Source organism: Arthrobacter sp. NPDC080082 (assembly GCF_040686595.1).
Lineage (GTDB): Bacteria > Actinomycetota > Actinomycetes > Actinomycetales > Micrococcaceae > Arthrobacter.
Genome location: NZ_JBFBKQ010000002.1, coordinates 162,317 through 181,478 on the forward strand (window position 1 = coordinate 162,317; position 19,162 = coordinate 181,478).

Consider the following 19,162-nt stretch of genomic DNA (forward strand, 5'->3'; position numbering starts at 1 on the left):
GGCAACAGCAGTGTCCGTCGCACCAACCCTGGACTACGAACGCCGCTTCAAGGCCTCGGGCGCACGGTTGCTGGCCGGCATCGACGAGGTCGGCCGCGGGGCTCTGGCCGGCCCGGTCAGCGTGGGGATCGCCGTCGTCGACCTGCAGCGGCAGAAACTGCTCGCCGATGTGCGGGACAGCAAGCTGCTGAAGGTTTCCGAACGCGAACGCCTGGAGCCGCTGGTGCGCGCCTGGAGCGTGGCGTCCGCCGTCGGGCACGCCTCCGCCGCGGAGATCGATGCCCTCGGGATCATCGCGGCGCTGAGGCTCGCCGGCAACCGGGCCTGGGCTGCCGTGATCGCCGGCGGCGTGACGCCCGAGGTGGTGCTGCTCGACGGCAGCCACAACTGGCTGACGACCCCGGCGCAGGCCTCCCTGTTCGATGAGGGCCCGGCGGAACCCGGCTGCGACGCACCGGTCCACACCCTGGTCAAGGCGGACATGCAGTGCCTCTCGGTCGCCGCGGCGTCCGTGCTGGCCAAGGTCGAACGCGACCGGCAGATGGCCGCCCTGCACGAGGAATTCCCGGCCTTTGGCTGGAACGAGAACAAGGGCTACGGCACCGCCGCCCACAAGGACGCCCTCCGCACCGCCGGGCCCAGCCCCTACCACCGGGTGAGCTGGCAGCTGCTGGGCGACTGAGGCACGGCCTCTTGGCTGTGGCGCCCGTCCGTGGCGCGCGGCCTCCGCCCGATGGTGCAAGATGGAACCATGAGTGCCGAAGACCTGGAAAACTATGAAACCGACATGGAGCTGCAGCTCTACCGCGAATACCGCGACGTCGTCGGGCTCTTCAGCTACGTCGTCGAGACCGAACGGCGCTTTTACCTTGCCAACCACGTCGACCTGCAGGCCCGCAGCGCCGACGGCGAGGTCTACTTCGACCTGACGCTTCAGGACGCCTGGGTCTGGGACGTCTACCGCTCAGCCCGGTTCGTCAAGAGCGTTCGCGTGATTACGTTCAAGGACGTCAACGTCGAGGAACTTCCGCGCAATGAGGAACTCGCCCTGCCCAAGGTCGAGGACCTGGGTAATTAGCGGCCCGTTTCCCGCTTCACCACCTCTTCCTGACCTCTGAACCGAGTTACCCACATAGCGTGACCTGCGGGTGCGTCGTCCGCTTCGTGGATCAGAGTGGGAGTGGAGGCGCTTTCTTGCCGATCCACGAGGGACTTAGCTGACGTCTCTCTCGCTTTGGCAGGTCCAAAGAAAACCCGCCAAATTGAACTAAGACGCAAACGGTCGGGATCTGTCAACGATTGTCGGTAATGAAGGTATCCTCCAAGCGTGGATATTTCAGCCTTCGTGGCACTTCAAAATTGGGGCTCGGTACCTGACTGGTTCGGTGCGGTCGGAACGGTAGGTGCTGTTGCGTACGCCCTTTACTCCGGACTCCGAGGTGACAAGCGCTTGGCGCAGGAGCGTCAAGAGGCCGCCGTTGATCGCGGACTTTTCCGCCAGGAGCAGGCCGAGCGGACAGCCGCTGCGAAACGACGACTAGCGGCACAAGTGACACTCCTTGCGCAAAAAGTCGATTCGTCGAATCCATCTCGTAATGGCTTTGCGGGGCCGGCGGTGAGATGGGTTGTTCATAATGGAGGCAACGAACCAATCTCGATGGTGGCGGTCGCGCAAAGGCCGATTCCTTCTGAATCTGAATCCGCAGCCGCGGAAATTGCGCATTCCTGGGCGGTTATAGAAGCCGGGGGATCCCGCGAAGTACTAACTCAACTTCGTGGCGATAATTTCCATCCAAATCGGGAGGTGCAATTCACGGACGGCACGGGGGCGCGGTGGCAAAGGAGGGCTTTCGGTGAGCTACGGGAGCTTGCCCATGAAGACCCGGAAGCGATAGAACTTAGGCTGATTTCGTAATCTGAGTCCTGGAACAGATCTACCGGTCGTCGGCGGGACGTCCACCGCCACGGGCTTCACCGAGATTCTTGTCGCTGGAGGCGTGACGTGGAGTCTGGCATTGCAGAGCGTACCTCGAAGTCAGGACGGGTGGAGTCACCGGGGTTCGCAGACAGCGGTCGCCTGTGAATAGCGACTCATACCCGTTAGACGCCAAAAAGGTTGGCCCAAACCTCGGCTGGGGGCGCTTTCGACTTTGCTTGATCACAAGGACTGTCACGTGAGGGCAACACCCGGGTATGGCGCAACCTTCACACAGGGCTCGTGGCGACGGTTGAGGGCTCGGGGCTACGACGCCCGAGGGTTAGACCTACGGTTGAGAGGACACGTTAATCCTACTCAAGCACGTAATGGTTGGCGGCGCTCCAAGCGTGTTCTGATTTATCCGATTGCAACTTAGGGAGTTGACAGTGAACGACAAGATCGAGTGGAACTGTGATGTATGCGGGCGGGCCATCGAGGACGGTCAGGGGTATCTGACGGTGAATCAGGCCCAGGTCAAAGAAGCTCAGCGGGATCTCGCTGAGTGGAAGAATCAGCACAAGACAAACGTCTTCAGCGTCACCGACCTGATGGACCGCCCGGACTTCGTCAAGTGGCAGGCCGTACACGCCTCGTGTGACCCCCGGTCAGATTATGGTGACTATAGCATCGGTATTGACCGTATTGGGACTGCCCGGCACGCACTGGGCTGGACCCTGCACTTGCACGGCAAGGAATGGACTGGAACGACAGACTGGGATGAATTCATCAAGGCCCGGGCTGAAGCGACAATGGACCGTTAGCGCGCCATCCGAAATTTCAGCGACCTCAGCGCACTCGGCGGCACATGGCTGCCGCCCGCGTCGTCGGGCCGGGGCCACTGTTGTGTTGCTGGCGCTCGGGTGCTCTCAACATTGCCCACCACCCCGGCGGTCGGCGTCCGGCTAAGCCCCCGAATCCGTCCGCGCCGGCCTTGGACGGCTCGCCCCGGTGGGCCTGGCCGAGTCGCGCCACGGTGGCTAGAAGCGCTCGGCGGCCGGTTAGGGGCGGCGCCGTGCATATATGGTCGCGTGGAGACCGCGCTACCGTTGCAGGGCTGAATCGGAGCGAGCCGGCGCGCCGTCGGGCTGCACCCGGAAGTAGGCGGGGCTGGGAGAATCGAAGGGTGCCAGCACTAGCCGTTTTCCCGCGCTCGGCGATACCGCCGCCGTCTTCGGTCGGTACCGCGACGCCGAACGCGGCCGCTCCGCCAATACCGTGCGGGCGTGCCGGGTCGATGTCGAGAGCCTCCTCGGCCACGCGGCGTCCGGGGGCGCCTCGGGACTGGGAGACCTTTAGCTCGGAACCCTCCTTCACCTCTTGCTGGGCCCCTGACCGGAGTTACCACATAGCGTGACTATCGGGTACGGTCCCGGCTTCGAGCTATCCACGCTGGAGGGATGAGAGCCAAAGACGTATTGGGCCGCCACGGCGAGGACCTGGCGGCCGGTTTCCTGGAGGGCCAGGGGATCCGGGTGGTGGACCGGAACTGGCGCTGTCCCGCCGTCGGGATCGACATCGCCGCTCTCGACGGGGACGCCCAGGTCATTGCCGAGGTCAGGCCCGGCGCTCGCTGGCGTTCGGGCACCCGCCTTCAAACTAGGGTTGTTGGACTGCAGATGTTGGTGACTGTATCTCGCCAGGCGGGCGGCATTAGTTGGGCGTCTATTGTGCATTTCATCTGCACGAGAGGCGACGAACTCAAAAGTCGCGGGATCCAGCGGAGCCGGGGGCAAGGTACGACTACGCGAGTGGCAGCGAGTTTCGGGCTAGTCGTGTGGATGGCGTTGCACGTAAAACGTGGAAGCTTGTGGCAGGATGGCCGTGCGGGCGCCGACGTGCCCATGTTGAGAGTCAAAAATTGAAGGGACCAGCCGCGTGGCGTCACAGTCGAAGAGAACGCTGACAACCAAGGATGTGTCGATTCTGCTTCAGCTCCGCGACAACGGGCAGCTGAACCTTGCACCCGCCTTTCAGCGAAACTCAGTTTGGCCTCGAAATGCGAAGGCGTACTTGATTGACACCATCCTTTCGGATAGGCCTGTGCCCGTACTTTATTTCGAACGTGGTATTAACCTTCAAACGGGGCGCCCAGAATATACGGTCATAGACGGCCAGCAGCGAATGCGGGCAGTGTTTGATTTCGTCGATGGAAGATTTTCGCTAACCGAATCTTCAGAATCACCGTGGAGTCGGAAAAAGTGGAAAACTCTAACTGAAGATGAGCGCGCTCGGATACTGAACTATGACTTCATTGTTGAGGAGCTGTCGGGGTACAAACCCGACGATATACGGGACATGTTCGGTCGAATGAACCGCTTTGTCGTGCGTCTAAATCAGCAGGAACGGCGGCGAGCAAAATATGATGGATTTTTCAAAGAATTTGTTGAAGAGATTGCCGGCTGGGAGTTCTGGAGGAACCACAGGATCGTCTCAGAAGGCGCTGCTAACCGACAGGCGAATGATGAGCTAGTGGCTGAACTGATCATTCTACTGTTGGAAGGGCCCCAAGATAAAAAGGACAGCGTTGACTTTTACTATGAGGCTTACTCCGAGCACTTCGAACCCGCCAATGAGCTACGAGACAGGCTTAAAAGTCACCTTAGGTTCCTTGAGAGTGCACTCCCGAATCTCCGCGATTTGAGGCTTCATAGCAAGACGAATTTCTACTCGCTCATCGGGGCCCTCGACAAGGTTGTGGACATCGAGGAGGGTTACGATGGAATCGATCCACAAAAGATTGGTGCCTCCTTGATTGAATTCGCGAATGAGCTTGATTCTGGAGAACCTCGCTCTGACCTCGTGGAACAATATGTCTTTGCATCAAGCCGCCAGACGGACAATCTGATGCCGAGGGAGACTCGGATACGAATTCTGACTGATGTAATCGCCGAAGCGCGATGAGCTCAGCTTTGCCGACTGCAGCGCAATGGCTGACAGCATATGAGGACTCACACGATGATTACGAGGCGGCCGCCGATTCTGCAAAACAACAGATTTTGGATGCTCTGGCCGGCAGCCCAATAGCCATCCACCAAGTCACTGCGCGCGCCAAGTCAATTGCATCTGTCCGAGGCAAGCTGCGAGACAAGGATTACGATAATCCTGAATCCCAAATGACAGACCTCCTGGGCGTTCGAGTTATTACTACCTACGAGCACGGCGTCGCAGCCGCCGTGGACGCTATCAGAGACCATTTTCGGATCGATGAGCCCAACTCGATTGATAAGACTTCAAAACTAGGAGCAGACCGATTTGGATACAGGGGTATCCACCTTGTCGCCAAAGTACGGACCGGGGCAATCGATGCTCCTGGTCTCATTCTGGGTCGAACTCAGGTGGAGATCCAAGTTCGCAGCGTCGTTGAACACGCGTGGGCGGAGATCGAGCATGAACTGCGGTATAAGTCCGGGGTTCAGTTCTCTGATGAACTGAATCGAAGGTTCAACGCTATCGCCGGAACGCTTGAAATAGTAGACCGTGAATTTACGTCAATTCTGAAAATTTTGGTTGAGGGAGTTCGGGACCTTGCCAAAAATTTGGATGCGGTTGATCCTGACCGGGCACTAGACACGACGTCTCTACTGGCCATCTTGCAACAGCGCAGACCAGATGCACCGAAGGCTGGTCCTGAGGGCCTGAAGCTTCCGCTGGGAGCAGCCCGAGAGTTTGTAGCACTGTTGAAGCAGTCAGGAATTATCAGTGTTGGCGGCCTGAACGATGCCATTCGGAATCAATCAGTTAGAAACGTGGTACACGATTACGCCCTGAACCGTGGGACAACGGCAGCGGCTGTGTCTGCATCAGCGGTGCTGGCCACGGTGCTTGGACTCAATGATTTATCCGCGTTGATGCAAACGGAGCTCTCCACTGACCAGCTCCTACTCGGTATTATCCGTAACGAACTTGCTGCGACGATCGATATGGCGACTCACGACGCCCAGCAGCAGTGATCTGCTGGGCGTTCAGGAGTGTCTTCGGACCTCGCCGCTAGTCGGTGCGGGAAGTGTTGATTCGGGGCGCTTAGCCTGTTTCGACCTGGTTGAGGGAATTGAGACGCTTCGCTTCTCGAATACCTCTGGAGGTGAGTTGGATTACACCGTCCATGCGGGAATCAATCATTGGAACGCCTATTCGGAGATCCTCGAGACAGCCATAGATTCCGGAGTTTCCCTTTTCGAAATGACGCACCCTTCCAGAGGAAAAGAGCATGCGTCGCATCGCCTGTGTTTGGTGCTCTCCAGTTCCCAGAGGCCCGGCCCCGCTCGTTAGGTTGAAGCCGGACCTGTGGATGAACGAGCCGTCGCAGCTCCAGGCGGTCGTCGTTGGAGCTGGGAAGGCAATAACAACCTCTAGGGAGTGCTGCTTAGAGGCAAGAGCGTTCAACTTACGTGAATTATGAGGTAGTAGTGGTAACAGCAGGGTAGGCACCAAGGAAGACGAGGCGCCCGAATACGAACGCCACGTGCTGGACGCCCCGCGGCAGCCGCTGGAAAGCGGCAAGCTGATTATCCACGGCGCCGCCGGGACCGCCGCTTACCCGGCCCGCTTCCAGCTGGTGCTCGCCGCCGACCCTGCCCGTGTGGGAAAGCCTCGGGAAAGGCCGTGAATAGCACCTGCACCCCAACGATGCGCCGCCGGTACTTCGACCGCTGAGTTCAATACCGACCACACGCCACGGTTAGGATCATCAGGAAGGGCCTCAATTCCGGAAACTTGGGCTTCCTCGGGCTTCCGTTCTTTTCTCGTACGGGTCCCTGACCTCGGAGTTACCCACATAGCGTGGCCTTCGGGTATTACCGGCTCTCGGTGCCCTCCACGCTGGAGGGATGAGAGCCAAAGACGTATTGGGCCGCCGCGGCGAGGATCTGGCGGCCGTTTTCCTGGAGGACCAGGGGATCCGGGTGGTGGACAGGAACTGGCGCTGTCCCGCCGGTGAGATCGACATTGTCGCGCTCGACGGCGACGCCCTGGTCATTGCCGAGGTCAAGACCCGCCGCTCGCTGGCGTTCGGGCACCCGTTCGAGGCTGTCGGTGCGGAGAAGCTTGCCCGGTTGCACCGGCTCGGATCCGCCTGGTGCCGGGAGCATGAGCTGCGGATGCCGCTGCGGCGGGTGGATGTCATCGCCGTGCTCGACGACGGCACCGGCGAGGCCGCCATCGAACACCTCAAAGGGGTGGGGTAGGTGGCGCTGGGCCGGACCTATGCCGTGGCCCTGGTGGGCCTCAACGGGTACATCGTCGAGGTCGAGGCGGACATCGGGCAGACGCTGCCGGCGTTTGTGATCCTCGGCCTGCCGGACGCGTCGCTGAACGAGGCCAGGGAGCGGATCCGTTCCGCCGCGCAGAACTCCGGCATCCCGCTGAGCCGGCGGAAGATCACCGCCAACCTGATACCGGCGTCGTTGCCCAAACGCGGCTCCGGCTTCGATCTGGCCATCGCCATGGCCGCGCTGTTAGCGGCCAACGACATCCGGTCCACCGGTCGGCACGTGTTCCTCGCCGAACTGGGCCTGGACGGCCGGCTCCGCCCCGTCCGCGGCATCCTTCCCGCCGTCATGGCCGCCGTCCGGGCCGGCTACCCTGACGTTGTGGTGGCGCAGGCCAACGCAGCTGAGGCCGAACTGGTCCCCGGCGCCAGGGTGCGCGCCTACACCACCCTGGCCCGTCTGGCCTTCGACTTCGGCGCCGATCCGCAGGACCTGGCCCTCGACGCCGGCCCGGGGGAGGAAGCCGACGACGGCGACGGGCACCCGGAGCCGCCGATGGTGCCGGACATGGCCGACGTGTCTGGCCAGGCCGAGGGACGGCGTGCCCTCGAGGTGGCGGCCGCCGGAGCGCACCACGTTCTGCTGACCGGGCCGCCGGGCGCCGGCAAGACCATGCTGGCCGAGCGCCTGCCCGGGCTGCTGCCGGACCTTGACGACCAGGAGGCGATGGAGGTCACCGCCATCCACTCTCTCAGCTCCCTGACCACGTCGGCGGTAACCCTCCGGCGCAGGCCGCCCTACGAGAGCCCCCACCACACCGCCACCGCGGCCGCCATCATCGGCGGCGGCTCGGGCCTGCCCCGGCCCGGCGCCGCGTCCCGGGCCCACCGCGGCGTGTTGTTTCTGGACGAGGCACCCGAGTACGAACGCCGGGTCCTGGACGCCCTGCGGCAACCGCTGGAAAGCGGCGAGCTGATCCTCCACCGCGCCGCCGGCACCGCCGCCTACCCGGCCCGCTTCCAACTGGTCCTCGCCGCGAATCCTTGCCCGTGTGGCAAAGCCTCGGGGAAAGGCGTGGAATGCACCTGCACCCCGACGATGCGCCGCCGGTACTTCGCCCGGCTCTCCGGGCCGCTGCTGGACCGGGTCGACATCCAGCTGGATGTCGAACGGGTGGCGCTCGCCGACTTCGGGGCGCCCAGGGTGGAGGAAACGTCCGCCGCCATTGCCGCCCGGGTCAGGGCGGCGAGGGATACCCAGCTGGACCGGCTGCGACCGCTCGGCTTCGAGACCAACGCGCAGGTCCCCGGGAGGGTGCTCCGCGGCGGGCTCCGACTCGGCAGCCACCACACCGTCATCCTGGACCGCGCCCTGGAACGCGGCTCCCTCACCGCCCGGGGCTACGACCGGGTACTCCGCCTGGCCTGGACGGTCGCCGATCTAGCCGGGCGCGGGAGCCCCGACGCCGACGACGTCGGCCAGGCCCTGGCCCTGCGGCAGTCCGGCGGAGCAACCTCATGACAGCGTGCCCCACCCCGAGGAGAACAGCATGACCGCGAACGAGCGCACGGCCAGGGCCGCCTTGTCCCGGCTGATGGAACCGCAGGACGCCGCGGGCCTGGCTCTGGTGCAGGCCGCCGGTGCGGAGGACGCCCTCCGGATCGCCACCGGCCAGCTGAAGCCCGGCCCCTCCCTGGAACAGGAGATCACCGGGCTGCTGGCGGACGCCGGTGCCGGCGGCGGCTGGTTGGGCCTGGGCATGGCGCTCAAACGCTGGGCACCCCGCGTCCCGGACCTCGCCCCGGCACGGGACTTGGCTACCATGCAGCGGCTCGGCGGAAGGCTGCTAATCCCCTCCGACCAGCTGTGGCCGGCGCAACTGGCGGATTTGGGGCTGCAGGAGCCGCTGTGCCTGTGGTGGCGGGGCGTGGAGCAGGAGTTGCCTCCTCCGACGAAGGCTGTCGCCCTCGTCGGGTCGCGGGACAGCACCTCCTACGGCTCCTCCGTTACCGCCGATCTAGCCTACGCCCTGGCTCAGCGCGGTTTCACCATCGTCTCGGGCGGGGCCTACGGGATCGACGCCCACGCCCACCGGGCCGCTTTGGCCGGGGCCACCGGCCTGCCGACGATCGCGGTGATGGCCGGGGGAGTGGACCGCTTCTATCCGTCCGGGAACGAGGACCTACTCCGCACGGTGGCCAACCAGGGCGCGGTGCTGGCCGAGGTCCCTCCCGGCTCCGCGCCCACCAGGTACCGCTTCCTGCAGCGCAACCGGATCATCGCCGCCCTGGCCGGGGCCACCGTGGTGGTGGAGGCGCGCTGGCGCTCCGGCGCCCTCAACACCGCCCACCACGCCGAAACCCTCGGCCGGGCGGTCGGCGCCGTCCCCGGATCGGTCCACAGTGCCAACTCCGCGGGCTGCCACCGGCTGCTGCGGGAGGGCGGGGCGGTGTGCGTCACGGATGCCGCGGAGATCGCCGAACTCGTCTCGCCCAGCGGTGACTCCCTGCCGAACCCGGCAGCGGGACGGTCGGAGGCCCACGACGGGCTGACCCTGGAAGACCTGATCCTCCTCGACGCGCTGCCGTTGCGGGTCACCAGCACCGTGGAGAAACTGGCGGTCGTCGCCGGGCTAAGCCCCGAGTCCGTCCGGGCCGGCCTGGGACGGCTCGGCCTGGTGGGCCTGGCCGAGTCCCGCCACGGTGGCTGGAAACGCTCGGCGGCGGCGGGTTAGGGCAGACGCCGTGCATCCCGCGTCGCCAAGAGGGGGCGGTACCGTGGCAAGCCCGCTCGAGCCGGAAGGAAACGGCGCGCCGTCGGGCTCCGCCGGGAAGCAGGATGGGGCTGGGAGAGTGGAAGGGTGCCAGCTCCAACCATCCCTCCCGCGCTCGCCGATGCCGCCGCCGCCTTCGGCCGGTACCTCGACGCCGAGCGCGGCCGCTCCGCCCACACCGTGCGCGCGTATCTGGCCGACGTCGAGAGCCTCCTCGGCCACGCCGCGTCCGAGGGTGCCACGGGACTGGGAGATCTCGAGCTCGGGACCCTCCGCCGCTGGCTGGGCGCCCAGAGCGAGGCCGGCATGGCCCGGGCCACCCTGGCAAGACGGGCCGCCACCGCGCGGGCCTTCACCGCGTGGGCCGTCCGCGAGGAACTCCTGGCCGCCGACCCGGCCCTCCGGCTGCGGGCCCCCAAACGCGAGAAGTCCCTGCCCGGCGTGCTCCAGCAAGGCCAGGTCCAGCGCCTGGTCGCCAGCGCCGAAGCGGCCGCGGCGGACGGCGGCCCCATGGCCCTGCGGAACCGGGCCATGCTGGAACTGCTCTACGGCACCGGCATCCGCGTCGGCGAGCTGACCGGCCTCGACATCGACGACCTCGACCCGGACCGCCGCACCCTCCGGGTGCTCGGCAAGGGCAATAAGGAACGGACTGTGCCCTACGGTGTCCCGGCCGCGCTCGCCGTCGACGACTGGCTCCGGCGCGGCCGTCCCGCGCTGGTCACGGCAGGCTCCGGGCCCGCCCTCTTCCTCGGCGCGCGCGGCAACCGGGTGGACCAACGGCAGGTCCGCAGCGTCGTCAAGGACCAACTGGAGGGCCTCGGGGACACCTCCGCCACCGGCCCGCACGCGCTGCGGCACTCGGCTGCCACCCACCTGCTCGACGGCGGCGCCGACCTCCGGGCCGTCCAGGAGATCCTCGGCCACAGCAGCCTCGCGACCACCCAGATCTACACCCACGTCTCCGTGGACCGGCTCCGCAGCAGCTATCAACAGGCCCACCCGCGCGCCTGAAACAGCATCCGCGACACGCCGAAAACCCGGTGGTGACGGCGCGCTGCGCGGCACTGGCTTATTAGGGTGGGGTACGGCACAATGGGGTTCACGCCCGGCATCCACCACGGGGTCACGCGAAGCTTTCGAGTTTCCCGGCCACCACGGATCCGGACGTGCTTTATGTCGAGTCACCCTGAGTTTCAAAAGTATTTGAGTCACCACACAACTGAATAGTCTGGCAGGGGCACCAGCCCCGCACGCGGGCAACCGCGGCAGACGGACATCCGGGCAGAGGTCGTTGGGGAAGACGTACCTATAGCTATGGAGGATGGAATGTCTGTTGCACTAACCCGTGGTGTCCTGTTCGTTCACTCGGCCCCGACCGCCCTGTGCCCCCACGTTGAGTGGGCCATTGGCTCGGTCGTGGACAAGCGCACGGACCTTGAGTGGACCCCGCAGCCCGCCGCGCCCGGAATGTTCCGGGCCGAGCTCTCGTGGACCGGTACGCCGGGGACGGGAGCTACCTTGGCGTCGGCACTGCGCGGCTGGGCCCACCTACGCTACGAGGTGACGGAAGAGCCCAGCCAGGGAGTGGACGGCGGCCGCTGGTCCCACACCCCTGAGCTCGGCATCTTCCATGCCGTCACCGACGTGCACGGCAACATTATGGTCTCCGAGGACCGCATCCGCTACGCCTATGAATCCGGCGCGGGCGACCCCTCCGCCGTCTACCACGAGCTCTCCCTCGCCCTCGGCGAGGCCTGGGACGAAGAGCTGGAGCCCTTCCGGCACGCCGCCGAGGGCGCCCCCGTGCGCTGGCTCCACCAGGTCGGCTAGCCTCCCTCCCACGACTCCCCGGCAGGCTCCGGCGCCGCTTCCTCCATGGCGGCGCACAGAGCCAGCGGGAGGGAGCTGACCGGGGACTGCCCTGCCTACCAGGGCGAAATCGGCACTGTCCCGATGCGCCGGCCCTCGGCGTCGCACAGGTGCCCCATCCGCTTGGGCGTGCTCAGCGCCACCATCCGGTCCAGCACGCCCAGGGTCGGGAAGACGGCGCTCGTCCGCGCCTCCACCCGCTGCAACTCGCCGAGGTCCCTGACCCAGAACGTGGCGTAAAGGTTGGCCGTCCCCGTCACCGCCGCCACGAACCGGCACTCCGGCCACGCGGCCAGCTCCCGGCCGATCCGGTCCAAGTCCTGCCCCGGCGCGACGCCCAGCAGCGAGGCCTGGATCGGCCAGCCGGCCAGCGGATGGGCGATCTCGCAACGGAAGGTCATGATCCCCGAGGAGATCAGGCGGTTCACCCGGCGCCTCGCCGTGGCCGTGCTCGCGCCCGTCAACGATGCCAGCTCCGCCCATCCCAGCCGCCCGTCCAGGGACAGGTGCTCCAGCAGGGACCGGTCCAGGTCGTCCAGGACCATGGCGTAGGTGCCTTGACCCACGGACATGGTGCTCCGGTTGAGGACATTGAGCTGGCTCGGGTCCAGCGACCGTAGCCGCCAGCGGCTCCCTTCCAGATAGAGGGACGTGGTGAGAAGCACGGACACGGACACCACCCCCGGCACCCCGTAGACCTTGGTGGTCAGGAAGACGTCCAGTTCGCGCAGGTCACGGGTCAGCACGTCGCAATTGATGTCGTGACCGCCTGTGGCGACCTCAATCGTGGCAACCTCGGGACACGCGGAGAGCCGCTCCACCAATGCCGTCCGGGTACCCGGATCCGTGCGGATCATGACGTAGGAGATGCAGCGGCTGCGGCTGAATTCCCGACCGAAAGAGGCCGTGATCCAGGCCAACCCCGCGGCGGTCATCCGGTCCCACCGGCGGGCGAGTGTGGTCGCCGTCGTGCCCAGCGGACCGGCCAGCTCCGCCCAGCTGGCCCGCGGGCGCAGCTGCAGGGCGTTCACCAGCGCCAGGTCCAGCTCACCCAGCGTGACCGAATCCTGCATATTACGCAGAGTAGAGTCCGTTTCCGTCAATTTGGGCGTCTGCATGGGCCAAGTATCACACGGTGGAGGGGTTGACCCGGTCCCCGTGACCGCCCGACTACCGAAAGCATGGAGAGCGTGACGATCTCAGACACCAGGAAACCCACCCGCACCCAGGAACTGGCGGCGGAGCTCGCCGACGGGCTCGTCTCGTTCCGGCGGGAGCTGCACCGGATCCCGGAGCTGGGCAACGACCTGCCCCTGACCCAGCGCCGGCTCCTCGCCGAACTGGAGGGCCTCGGCCTGGAGATCACGCTGGGACGGAGCCTGAGCTCCGTGACGGCGGTCCTCCGCGGTGGCGCAGTGCCGGCCGGCGGAACCAAGCCCGTGGTGCTGCTCCGCGGCGACATGGACGCCCTGCCCGTGACCGAGGACAACGGGCTGGAGTACCGCTCCTCGCACGAGGGGTTGATGCACGCCTGCGGCCACGACATGCACGTCGCGGGCCTGGTGGGCGCGGCCCGGATCCTGTCCTCGCTGAAGGACGAGCTGGCCGGCGATGTCGTGTTCATGTTCCAGCCGGGGGAGGAAGGCCCCGGGGGAGCGTTGCCGATGATCGAGGAGGGCGTCCTCGAGGCCGCCGGGCGGCGCGTGGACGCGGCCTTCGGCCTGCACGTCTTTTCCGCGGCGCACCCGCGCGGCGTCTGGTTCGGCCGCCCCGGCCCCCAGATGGCCGCCGTCGACGACCTCCACGTCCGGTTCATCGGATCCGGCGGCCACGGCTCCCAGCCGCACCACGCCAACGACCCCATCCCGGCCCTCTGCGAGGCGGTCACCGCACTTCAGACCATGGTGACCCGGGCCTTCGACGTCTTCGATCCGGTGGTCCTCACCGTGGGACGGATCGCCGGCGGCACCCGGGAAAACATCATCCCCGAGCACGCCGAATTCGACGCAACCGTCCGCAGCTTCAGCGCCGAATCCCGGGCCGCCATCAAGGAACGCAGCGTGCGGCTGCTCGAGGGCATCGCCGCCTCCCACGGCCTGAAGGCCGACGTGAACTACCACGAGCTCTACCCGGTCACGGAGAACGCCCCGGACGAGTACGAGCTGGCCCGCGGGGCCATCGTGGACCTCTTCGGCGAGGACCGCTACGAGCCCATGGCCAACCCGATGCCAGGCGCCGAGGACTTCTCCTTCGTCGGCAACGAGGTCCCGAGCGCCTACCTCTTCCTCAGCGCCTGCGCCCATGGCGACCCCGCCGACGCCGGCTCCAACCACTCACCCCACGCGCTCTTCGACGACGCCGTGCTCCCGGACGCCGCCGCCTGGCTGGCCGAGGTGGCGCTGCGCCGGATCAACCAGGGAGCCTAGGACAGCCCGCCCGACCACCACGTGGGAGGGCACCAGGAAAGGTAGTAACAGCATGAACGTACTGAATGGGCAGCGCCTCCGCACGGCGGCGGCCGCAGCGGCCGTCCTCGTCGCCCTGAGCGCCTGCACGAACGCGTCCGAGGCGGGGTCAGGTTCCGGGGCAGGTTCGGGCACCGGCGGCAGCGGGCAGGCGACGGCGACGTTTGACCCGGGAACCGTCGCCAAGGACGACGCCCTGGCCGCCAAGGTGCCGGACCAGGTCCGGTCCAAGGGGAAGCTGACGGTAGGCTCGGACACCACCTACGCCCCGGCGGAGTTTCTTGCGGCCTCCGACGGCCAGACCCCGGTGGGGTACGACGTCGACCTGGCCAAGGCGATCGGCGCCACCCTGGGCCTGAAGGTGGAGGTGCAGACCTCCCCGTTCGAAGGCATCCTCCCGTCCCTCGGCCCGAAGTACGACCTGGGTGTGTCCTCGTTCTTCATCACGAAGGAGCGCAGCAAGGCCGCCAACTTCGTCAGCTATTTCCAGGCCGGGACGCAGTGGGCGGTGCAGAAGGGCAACCCGAAGAACATCTCCCTGGACGACCTGTGCGGGAAGACCGTCGGGGTGCAGACCGGAACCTTCCAGGAGAACCCGGACATCTCCGGACGGAGCGCCCAGTGCGTCGCGGCCGGCAAGCCCGCGATCGACGTCGTCTCCCTGAAGAACCAGACCGACGTCACCACCCGCCTGGTGGCCGGAGGCATGGACGCAATGGCTGCCGGGTCCATCACGGTGGCCTACGCCATCACCCAGTCCGACGGGAAGCTGCAAACCCTCGGCGACGTCTACGGCGCCTCGCCGGTGGGCATCGCCGTCGCCAAGTCTGACACCGCCCTCGCCGAGGCGGTGGCCGGGGCCACCAACAAGCTGATCCAGGACGGGACGTACAAGAAGATCCTGGCTGCGTGGGGCACCGACGGCGGCGCCATCGCCAAGGCCGAGGTCAACCCCACGGTCAATAAGTAACGGCCGGGCCAACGCCAACGCAAACGACGGCGGCCAGGTTCCCCGCGAAGGGAACCTGGCCGCCGTCGTTCGTGCTGCGTGCGGTGGCGGCTAGATGCTGCGCACCGCGATCACGGCGTTGTGGCCGCCGAAGCCGAAGGAGTTGCTTAGCGCGACGATGTTGCCGGCCGGGAGGGCCCGCTCTGAGGTCACGACGTCCAGCGGGATCTCCGGGTCCTGGTTTTCCAAGTTGATGGTGACGGGAGCCTTGCGTTCGTGCACGGCGAGGACCGTCAGGACCGCTTCCACGGCACCGGAGGCGCCCAGCAGGTGGCCCATCTGGGACTTGGTGGCGGAGACCGCCACGTTGTCCACGTGGCTGCCGAGGGCGGCCTTGAGGGCGGTGTACTCGGGCTTGTCACCGACCGGGGTGGAGGTGGCGTGCGCGTTGACGTGCACCACGTCCTCGGCCTGGATGCGGCCGTCGAACATGGCTGCCTTCAGCGCGCGGGTGGCGCCGAGGCCCTCGGGGTCCGGGGCGGTGATGTGGTACGCATCGGCGGTCACCGAGGTGCCGGCCAGTTCGGCGTAGATCCGGGCGCCGCGGGCCAGGGCGTGCTCCTCGGCCTCGAGGACCAGGGCGCCTGCGCCCTCGCCCATGACGAAGCCGTCACGGTCGCGGTCGTACGGGCGGGAGGCGTGCTCGGGATCGTCGTTGCGGCGGGAGAGGGCCTGCATCGAGGAGAACGCGGCGATCGGCATCGGGTGGATCGCGGCTTCGGCGCCGCCGCAGACGACGACGTCGGCCTTCCCGGAGCGGATCAGCTCCAGTCCCATGTGCACGGCTTCGGTGCCGGAGGCGCAGGCCGAGACGGGGGTGTGGGCGCCGGCCCGGGCTCCCAGGTCCAGGCTGACCGCAGCGGCGACGCCGTTGGGCATCAGCATCGGAACGGTCATCGGCAGGACGCGGCGGGGGCCCTTTTCGCGCAGGGTGTCCCAGGCATCCAGCAGGGTCCAGACCCCGCCGATGCCGGTGGCGAAGGCCACTGCCAGGCGGTCGTGGTCGATGCCGTCGATGTTGGCGTCGGCCCAGGCCTCACGGGCGGCGATCACGCCGAACTGGGTGGACGGGTCCATGCGCTTGGCTTCGACCCGGCTCAGGACCTCGAGGGCGGGGGTGGAGGCGCGGGCGGCGAAGTGGACGGGCAGCTCGTACTTGGCAACCCAGTCGTCTTCGAGCGTATGCGCGCCGGAGACGCCCTTGAGCGCGTTCTTCCACATTGTGGGGACATCGCCGCCGATGGGTGTGGTGGCACCCAGACCGGTGATGACTACTTTGCGTGCCATGGGATCACTCTTTCGTCGGTGCGCGTGCCGCTTACGGTGCCAGCCAGGGCGCCGGGGCCTGCGTAGGAAACTCGGTGGTCAGTCAGTGAATCGGGGGAGCGCCGGGAGCCGCTGTGTCAGCGGCACCCGGCGGCCCGCGGTACCGCCCCCGTGGGGGACGGTGCCAGGGACCAGGCGGAATTAGGCCTGGGCGTTGGCGATGAAGTTGACGGCGTCGCCGACGGTCTTGAGGTTCTTGACCTCTTCGTCCGGGATGCGCACGCCGAACTTTTCCTCGGCGTTGACCACGATGGTCATCATCGAGATGGAGTCGATGTCCAGGTCCTCGGTGAAGGACTTGTCCATTTCGACGGCCTCGGGGGCCAGGCCGGTCTCTTCGTTGACGATTTCGGCCAGGCCGGCCAGGATCTCTTCGTTGTTAGCCATGGTGGCTCCTTCTTTTGTTGGTGCCATCGGCCGCCGGACGGGTCCGGAGCGTTGGGCGGAGTGGTTCGGGCCGAGGGTTCGGCCCGGTGGGGGAATCCGGGCTGCCTGCCGTGCCGGCACCCGGGAAGTCACGGTGGACTACGGCAGCACGATCACCTGGGCGCCGAAGACCAGCCCGGCGCCGAAACCGATCTGCAGGGCCAGTCCGCCGCTGAGGCCGGGGTTGTCCTGCAGCAGCCGGTGCGTGGCCAGCGGAATGGACGCCGCCGAGGTGTTGCCCGCCTCGGCGATGTCCCGGGCGATGATGACCGATTCCGGCAGCTTGAGCTGCTTGGCCATCTCGTCGATGATCCGCATGTTGGCCTGGTGCGGGATGAAGGCCGCGAGGTCCTCGGCCTTGACGCCGGCGGCGTCGAGGGCCTGCTGGGCCACCTTGGCCATTTCCCAGACCGCCCAGCGGAACACGGTCTGGCCGTCCTGGCGCAGCGTGGGCCAGAGCGCGGCCTCGGTGACGGCGGCTTCGCCCTCGCTGAGGGCGCCCTTGCCGGCGGCGTGGTCGCGGATGTCCAGCATCGAGTGGGTCATGCCGATGGCGTCCCACTTGCTGCCGTCCGAGCCCCAGACCGACGGGCCGATGCCCGGGGTGTCGGAAGGGCCGATGACGACGGCGCCCGCGCCGTCGCCGAGCAGGAAGGAGATGGTGCGCTCGGTGTTGTCGATGACGTCGGAGAGCTTCTCCGCGCCGACCACCAGCACGTACTTGGCGGCACCGGAGCGGACCAGGGCGTCGGCCTGGGCGATGCCGTAGCAGTACCCGGCACACGCGGCGGAGATGTCGAAGGCCGGGGCCGGCGTGGCACCCAGGCGGTCGGTCAGGCTCGCGGCCGCGGAGGGGGTGGCGTAGGGGTGGGTGACCGTGGAGACGATCACGGCACCGAGCTCGGAGGGGTCGACGCCGGCGCGTTCGAGGGCCTCGCGGGCGGCGCCCTCGGCCATGTCGATCACGCTGACGTCTGCGGGGGCGCGGTGCCGGGTGACGATCCCGGTGCGCTGGCGGATCCACTCATCGGAGGAGTCGATCCACTGGCAGACGTCCTCGTTGGTGACGATGACGTCGGGACGGTACGCGCCGACGCCCAGCACACGGGTGCCGTTCTGCAGGGGAGCCTGCTTCAGCGTAGGAGTGCTCATTTTCCTCCCTCAAGTTCTGCGAATAGTGCCAGGGCATCGGACAGATCGTCCGGTGTCTTGACGGTAACAGTCTTCACGCCGGGCATGCCGCGCTTGGCCAGTCCGGCGAGGGTGCCTGCCGGTGCCAGTTCGATCAGGCCGGTGACGCCGCGCTCCACCAGGGTCTCCATGCAGCGGTCCCAGCGGACCGGGCGGGAGACCTGGGCGATGAGGCTGTCCACCGCGGCGCCGCCGTCGGTGACCTGCGCGCCGTCGAAGTTCGAGAGCAGCGGAACCTGCGGGTTGCGGGGGTGAAGCGTGGGGCGCAGCGCCTGCAGTGCGGCGACGGCGGGGGACATGTGGGAGGTGTGGAACGCCCCGGCAACCTTGAGCGGGATGACCCGGGCCTTGGCCGGCGGCTTGTCCGCGAGGGCCTTGAGCTGTTCGAGGGTGCCGGCGGCGACGGTCTGTCCGGCGCCGTTGACGTTCGCGGGGGTCAGCCCGGCGGCCTCGATGGCTGCCAGGACCTCGGCGGGGTCGCCGCCGACGACGGCGCTCATGCCGGTCGGGGTGGCGGCGGCCGCGGCGGCCATGCCGTTGGCGCGTTCCCGGACGAAGGTCATCGCCTCGGTCTCGGTGAGGACACCGGCCAGCGCGGAGGCGGTGATTTCGCCCACCGAGTGCCCGGCGAGGATGACGGGGAGGGTTTCGAGTTCGACGTCGAACAGGGCCTTCGCGGCGACCAGTCCGGCCGCGACGATCAGCGGCTGCGCGACGGCGGTGTCCTTGATGGTTTCCTCGTCGGAGGTGGTGCCGTGGGCGGTGAGGTCGATACCTGCTATTTCGCTCAGGGAGGCCAAGTGGCCTGGGACGGAGGGCAGTTCCAGCCAGGGGGCCAGAAAACCGGAGGTCTGGGAGCCCTGTCCAGGGCAGACGATTGCAAGCACGTATCCAGCTTTCCAAATGCCGCGTGAT

18 protein-coding genes and 2 pseudogenes are annotated in these 19,162 nt (G+C 66.8%); 15 read left to right on the forward strand and 5 right to left on the reverse strand.

The window, feature by feature from the left end; genetic code table 11:
* Positions 1 to 10 precede the first annotated feature (10 nt).
* The 13 genes and pseudogenes from AB0O44_RS05035 (at position 11) to AB0O44_RS05095 (ending at position 11,791) form a co-directional block, all read left to right on the forward strand.
* Positions 11 to 682, forward strand: coding sequence for a ribonuclease HII (locus AB0O44_RS05035; protein WP_364135022.1), 672 nt, complete (start codon positions 11 to 13; stop codon positions 680 to 682).
* Positions 683 to 751: 69 nt separating this feature from the next.
* On the forward strand, positions 752 to 1,078 hold the full coding sequence (locus tag AB0O44_RS05040; RefSeq protein WP_290257548.1) for a DUF2469 domain-containing protein: 327 nt from the start codon (positions 752 to 754) through the stop codon (positions 1,076 to 1,078).
* A gap of 249 nt (positions 1,079 to 1,327) precedes the next feature.
* Entirely contained in the window at positions 1,328 to 1,915 is a 588-nt protein-coding gene (locus tag AB0O44_RS05045) for a hypothetical protein (RefSeq protein ID WP_364135025.1), read from the forward strand.
* 449 nt (positions 1,916 to 2,364) lie between these two features.
* Complete coding sequence (locus AB0O44_RS05050) at positions 2,365 to 2,739, forward strand: hypothetical protein (protein WP_364135028.1); 375 nt, start codon at positions 2,365 to 2,367, stop codon at positions 2,737 to 2,739.
* A gap of 636 nt (positions 2,740 to 3,375) precedes the next feature.
* Positions 3,376 to 3,566, forward strand: a pseudogene (locus tag AB0O44_RS05055) (YraN family protein); the annotation flags it as partial.
* A 326-nt stretch (positions 3,567 to 3,892) separates the two neighbouring features.
* A complete protein-coding gene (locus AB0O44_RS05060) occupies positions 3,893 to 4,879 on the forward strand; it encodes a DUF262 domain-containing protein (protein WP_364135031.1) in 987 nt (328 codons plus the stop codon).
* The gene (locus tag AB0O44_RS05065; protein WP_364135034.1) at positions 4,876 to 5,928 is read left to right on the forward strand and encodes a hypothetical protein; all 1,053 of its coding nucleotides are present in this window, start codon (positions 4,876 to 4,878) and stop codon (positions 5,926 to 5,928) included. The genes AB0O44_RS05060 and AB0O44_RS05065 overlap by 4 nt, the downstream gene beginning before the upstream one ends.
* A gap of 485 nt (positions 5,929 to 6,413) precedes the next feature.
* Positions 6,414 to 6,619 (forward strand): annotated as a pseudogene (locus AB0O44_RS05070) (ATP-binding protein); the annotation flags it as partial.
* Positions 6,620 to 6,804: 185 nt separating this feature from the next.
* Positions 6,805 to 7,161, forward strand: a complete 357-nt coding sequence (locus AB0O44_RS05075) for a YraN family protein (protein WP_364135037.1) — start codon at positions 6,805 to 6,807, stop codon at positions 7,159 to 7,161.
* Positions 7,162 to 8,706 carry a YifB family Mg chelatase-like AAA ATPase gene (locus tag AB0O44_RS05080; protein ID WP_364135040.1) on the forward strand — a complete coding sequence of 515 codons (1,545 nt, stop codon included), beginning with the start codon at positions 7,162 to 7,164 and terminating at the stop codon, positions 8,704 to 8,706.
* A gap of 28 nt (positions 8,707 to 8,734) precedes the next feature.
* Positions 8,735 to 9,919, forward strand: a complete 1,185-nt coding sequence (gene dprA / locus AB0O44_RS05085) for a DNA-processing protein DprA (protein ID WP_364135043.1) — start codon at positions 8,735 to 8,737, stop codon at positions 9,917 to 9,919.
* A gap of 126 nt (positions 9,920 to 10,045) precedes the next feature.
* Positions 10,046 to 10,972, forward strand: a complete 927-nt coding sequence (locus tag AB0O44_RS05090; RefSeq protein ID WP_364135046.1) for a tyrosine recombinase XerC — start codon at positions 10,046 to 10,048, stop codon at positions 10,970 to 10,972.
* Between the two features lie 315 nt (positions 10,973 to 11,287).
* A complete protein-coding gene (locus tag AB0O44_RS05095; protein WP_290257555.1) occupies positions 11,288 to 11,791 on the forward strand; it encodes a DUF3145 domain-containing protein in 504 nt (167 codons plus the stop codon).
* 95 nt (positions 11,792 to 11,886) lie between these two features.
* On the opposite strand, the gene AB0O44_RS05100 is transcribed toward AB0O44_RS05095, so the two are convergent.
* Positions 11,887 to 12,903: an Lrp/AsnC family transcriptional regulator gene (locus AB0O44_RS05100; RefSeq protein ID WP_364135049.1), complete on the reverse strand. Its 1,017-nt coding sequence runs from the start codon at positions 12,901 to 12,903 to the stop codon at positions 11,887 to 11,889.
* Between the two features lie 117 nt (positions 12,904 to 13,020).
* On the opposite strand from AB0O44_RS05100, the gene AB0O44_RS05105 reads away from it, so the two are divergent.
* Positions 13,021 to 14,256 (forward strand): M20 family metallopeptidase, encoded by a 1,236-nt coding sequence (locus AB0O44_RS05105; RefSeq protein WP_356903162.1) that lies wholly within the window; start codon positions 13,021 to 13,023, stop codon positions 14,254 to 14,256.
* A 52-nt stretch (positions 14,257 to 14,308) separates the two neighbouring features.
* Positions 14,309 to 15,265 (forward strand): ABC transporter substrate-binding protein, encoded by a 957-nt coding sequence (locus tag AB0O44_RS05110; RefSeq protein ID WP_364135052.1) that lies wholly within the window; start codon positions 14,309 to 14,311, stop codon positions 15,263 to 15,265.
* A gap of 90 nt (positions 15,266 to 15,355) precedes the next feature.
* Here the strand turns inward: AB0O44_RS05110 and fabF are convergent, their stop codons facing one another.
* The 4 genes from fabF to AB0O44_RS05130 form a co-directional block, all read right to left on the reverse strand.
* Positions 15,356 to 16,591: a beta-ketoacyl-ACP synthase II gene (gene fabF, locus AB0O44_RS05115; RefSeq protein WP_290257559.1), complete on the reverse strand. Its 1,236-nt coding sequence runs from the start codon at positions 16,589 to 16,591 to the stop codon at positions 15,356 to 15,358.
* A gap of 180 nt (positions 16,592 to 16,771) precedes the next feature.
* Positions 16,772 to 17,017, reverse strand: a complete 246-nt coding sequence (locus tag AB0O44_RS05120) for an acyl carrier protein (protein ID WP_290257560.1) — start codon at positions 17,015 to 17,017, stop codon at positions 16,772 to 16,774.
* Positions 17,018 to 17,155: 138 nt separating this feature from the next.
* On the reverse strand, positions 17,156 to 18,208 hold the full coding sequence (locus AB0O44_RS05125) for a beta-ketoacyl-ACP synthase III (protein ID WP_290257561.1): 1,053 nt from the start codon (positions 18,206 to 18,208) through the stop codon (positions 17,156 to 17,158).
* A complete protein-coding gene (locus AB0O44_RS05130; RefSeq protein WP_364135057.1) occupies positions 18,205 to 19,134 on the reverse strand; it encodes an ACP S-malonyltransferase in 930 nt (309 codons plus the stop codon). Before AB0O44_RS05130 ends, AB0O44_RS05125 begins: the two co-directional genes overlap by 4 nt.
* Between the last annotated feature and the right edge of the window lie 28 nt (positions 19,135 to 19,162).

Bases quoted from the DNA above. Each gene is read 5' to 3' on its own strand.
- AB0O44_RS05125 (WP_290257561.1), bottom strand. From the start codon at position 18,208: ATGAGCACTCCTACGCTGAAGCAGGCTCCCCTGCAGAACGGCACCCGT.
- AB0O44_RS05095 (WP_290257555.1), top strand. From the start codon at position 11,288: ATGTCTGTTGCACTAACCCGTGGTGTCCTGTTCGTTCACTCGGCCCCG.
- AB0O44_RS05075 (WP_364135037.1), top strand. From the start codon at position 6,805: ATGAGAGCCAAAGACGTATTGGGCCGCCGCGGCGAGGATCTGGCGGCC.
- AB0O44_RS05040 (WP_290257548.1), top strand. From the start codon at position 752: ATGAGTGCCGAAGACCTGGAAAACTATGAAACCGACATGGAGCTGCAG.
- AB0O44_RS05120 (WP_290257560.1), bottom strand. From the start codon at position 17,017: ATGGCTAACAACGAAGAGATCCTGGCCGGCCTGGCCGAAATCGTCAAC.
- AB0O44_RS05100 (WP_364135049.1), bottom strand. From the start codon at position 12,903: ATGCAGGATTCGGTCACGCTGGGTGAGCTGGACCTGGCGCTGGTGAAC.
- AB0O44_RS05065 (WP_364135034.1), top strand. From the start codon at position 4,876: ATGAGCTCAGCTTTGCCGACTGCAGCGCAATGGCTGACAGCATATGAG.
- fabF (WP_290257559.1), bottom strand. From the start codon at position 16,591: ATGGCACGCAAAGTAGTCATCACCGGTCTGGGTGCCACCACACCCATC.
- dprA (WP_364135043.1), top strand. From the start codon at position 8,735: ATGACCGCGAACGAGCGCACGGCCAGGGCCGCCTTGTCCCGGCTGATG.
- AB0O44_RS05110 (WP_364135052.1), top strand. From the start codon at position 14,309: ATGAACGTACTGAATGGGCAGCGCCTCCGCACGGCGGCGGCCGCAGCG.